Origin of the sequence: Brachyspira pilosicoli, from assembly GCF_019402445.1 — a bacterium.
GTDB lineage: Bacteria > Spirochaetota > Brachyspiria > Brachyspirales > Brachyspiraceae > Brachyspira > Brachyspira pilosicoli_B.
On record NZ_SRZM01000261.1, the window covers coordinates 1 to 1,601 of the forward strand.

Annotated in this window: 2 protein-coding genes; both read right to left on the reverse strand. The window is 27.8% G+C overall.

The annotated features are described in order from the left end of the window. Positions 1 to 727: tetratricopeptide repeat protein (locus E6A48_RS08555; protein WP_368858896.1), on the reverse strand; the 727-nt coding region annotated here is incomplete at its 3' end. A 92-nt stretch (positions 728 to 819) separates the two neighbouring features. Further along, positions 820 to 1,601, reverse strand: a 782-nt coding sequence (locus E6A48_RS08560; RefSeq protein ID WP_258018583.1) for a methyl-accepting chemotaxis protein, incomplete at its 5' end; no start/stop codon positions are given.

Consider the following 1,601-nt stretch of genomic DNA (forward strand, 5'->3'; position numbering starts at 1 on the left):
GTCTATTATCACTATCTATAGCTTTATATATAAAAGCTTCCTCTATAAATGATTTAGCGATATTAATTTCATCAGAAAGTATATATATTGAAACTAAAGATTGCATTAATTTTGCAATATCCGTTTTATATTGATTTATATCCTTACACATTTTTTTATATAATTTCTCTAGATAAATAATAGTTCTTTTATAATCTTTTAGCTGAAAAGAAGAAAATGCAGCATATTTAAAATCATCTATTGAGAATTCTGCTTTTAAGACTAATGCTCTATGATAATATTCATATGCTAATTTAAAATATCCTTCTTCTACTAGAGTATGTGCTATTTTTATATAATAATATTTGTTTTCTGGTTCTTCTTTATTTATGATTAAAGTATATTTAAATGCTTGCTGCAAATCTCCTAATTCTTCAGAAATAATTTCTAATTTTTTATATATTTCTATTTTTTCTTTATCTGAAAAGAAATTGGCATCTAATAAAATTTTATATTGATTTAATGCTTTTTCTTTGCTTCCAAATTCTTCTTCTATATTTGCAAGTTGATTTATAGCATCATAGTCATATTGGTTTTTTTTAAGTCTTTTGTTTAATTCTTCTATGCGTTTTTTTAATGCTTTTGGTTTTTTTACTTTATCTTTATTAAGTATTAATGTTTTTAGAAGCACTAATGTGGCAAATAATACACCTAAAATAATTAAAGCATAAAGATAAATAACTTCCATAAAAGCACCTATTATTAAAAATAAATATTTTTTATTTTTACAGTAATAAATGCTTTATGAAGCATCTATTACTGATATTGTACTATTTATAATTATTCATCAATTTCATCATCTTTATCTATTTTAAAGAATTTCATAGCCTCATAAAGTTCTTGTGCCTGATTAGATAAAGACATAGTAGCTGCATATGATTCTTCTACCAAAGCAGCATTCTGCTGAGTAACGCTATCCATATCAGCAACAGCTCTATTAACTTGGTCAACTCCAGTTTGTTGTTCTACAGCAGTAGAGCTAATATCTTGCATTATTCTAGCTGTTTCATCTATTTTTACTCTAAGGTCATTAAATATTTCCTGAGAAGTTCTAGCAGAGTCTGTAGCTTTATTAATTTTGTCATAAGCATTGTCTACTAAGTTTGTAATATCTTTTACAGAAGACTGAGTAGTTTGAGCTAAGTTTCTTACTTCAGAAGCAACAACCGCAAAACCTTTACCTTGGTCTCCTGCACGTGCAGCTTCTACTGCAGCATTCAAAGCAAGTATATTAGTTTGGAAGGCTATATTTTCAATGATGTTTGTAATATCTTTAATTTTAGTACTAGCCTCATAAACTTCTTCTATATTTCTTGTAGTTTCAAGTATAATATCTCCAGCACTTTCTATAGACTGTCTAGATTCAACCATCATTCTATTACCTTGTACCGATTGGTCTGTAGAAGATTTGATAGTAGAAGCCATCTCTTCCATAGAGCTCGCTGTTTCTTCTAGACTTGCTGCTTGAGATTCTGTTCTATGTGATAAATCGTTGCTACCCTGTGAAAGCTCATGAGCACTATTTGTAATTTTTTCTACTGAATCTCTTACTCTTATTATAA